Source organism: Microcystis sp. M53603_WE2, from assembly GCF_030065435.1.
Window position 1 is genome coordinate 1 of sequence record NZ_JASJFF010000074.1, and the last position, 1,200, is coordinate 1,200.

Sequence of the window (1,200 nt, forward strand, 5' to 3'; positions counted from 1 at the left end):
GTTGAGGACGATCGTTACGGTTATGGAGAGCAGCGTTTTGTCACATTCGGTTTGTTGCAAGGGCGAGTGATTGCCGTTGTCCATACAGAACGTGAGGATTGCACCCGTATTATTTCTGCAAGAAAAGCGACGAAATATGAATAACGAACCTACTTCGAGCAACTCTCAAACTGATTGGCAACGATTGGATGCGATGAGCGATGAAGATATTGATTTATCAGATTGTCCAGAGATTACGCCAGAAATGTTTGCTAAGGCGGTAGTGCGGCGGGGTTTACCTGCTACAAAAGCCAAGGCTCAAGTTACACTCCCCATTGATAGCGATGTATTAGAGTGGTTTAAGTCTCAAGGGCGTGGCTATCAAACACAGATCAATCAATTGCTACGAGCGTATATGGAGGCACATCAATAACAGGCAGATTCATATTTTTGTATTTGAAAACAAGGATTGCAGCGGCATAACAAGGGATTTACCATACCTTATTAGACTGAAAACCGCTATAACAAATCACCGCACCCGAAATAATAGTGAAATTTTGTGACAAAGTGCAGTCAGATCTAAGAATCTTTGCTAGAAGTCTAGAAAGCTTCTGTGATCAGTCTCCTTAAAAGAGATTGTTGGCAGTACCCTAGTAGATATCCGAACAAACGGTTAAGGGTTTTAATCATCAAGGTCGGGGATTATGAAAATCTATCAAATTTTATTCCAATCCCGACTTCTAATTCTTCCAGTTTGGTAATAAGTTGAAACTAGCTCAATATAATCTTTAAAATCATCATTTTCAACCACAATACGATTCACTGATTGCCAGTCAATTTCTGCCCTAGATTTTGCTGGTAAAAATATCTCACTTTCAGAAGGGTTTTCCGTATCTAGAATAATGACTCCAATTCCATGAAGTGCAGACAACATACGCAGTGCGATCGCCGATCTTGTAGGGTGCGTTCCCTAATGCAACTTCTACCGCTCCACCGATCGATTTTTGGGGAACGCACCATGCCCATGGATTGAAACTGTGAGTTTAGGTGCGATGCCGCTCTGGTCGGACCAGTTGAGGAATGTTAGCGAAGATTCCCAATGTTGGGAGCATCCCAGTTTTGCAATGAGTAAAAATACTCAGGCAATATCGCCGTTGAGATAAGCACAACGTAGCTTCAAATACTGAGGAACATTCTCTGCTTTCCATTGTGCTCCCACAA

General features: G+C 42.1%; 3 protein-coding genes. 2 read left to right on the forward strand and 1 reads right to left on the reverse strand.

Features of this window, described 5'->3' with window-relative positions; all coding sequences use genetic code 11:
* Together PX481_RS29540 and PX481_RS01780 are read left to right on the forward strand one after the other, a co-directional pair.
* Nucleotides 1-144 (forward strand): BrnT family toxin (locus PX481_RS29540; protein ID WP_353852176.1); only part of this gene is annotated, 144 nt, incomplete at its 5' end.
* A complete protein-coding gene (locus PX481_RS01780; protein WP_002756884.1) occupies nucleotides 137-412 on the forward strand; it encodes a BrnA antitoxin family protein in 276 nt (91 codons plus the stop codon). The genes PX481_RS29540 and PX481_RS01780, both read left to right, overlap by 8 nt.
* Before the next feature lie 282 nt (nucleotides 413-694).
* Here the strand turns inward: PX481_RS01780 and PX481_RS01785 are convergent, their stop codons facing one another.
* Nucleotides 695-913 (reverse strand): hypothetical protein, encoded by a 219-nt coding sequence (locus PX481_RS01785; RefSeq protein WP_002756882.1) that lies wholly within the window; start codon nucleotides 911-913, stop codon nucleotides 695-697.
* Nucleotides 914-1,200 lie beyond the last annotated feature (287 nt).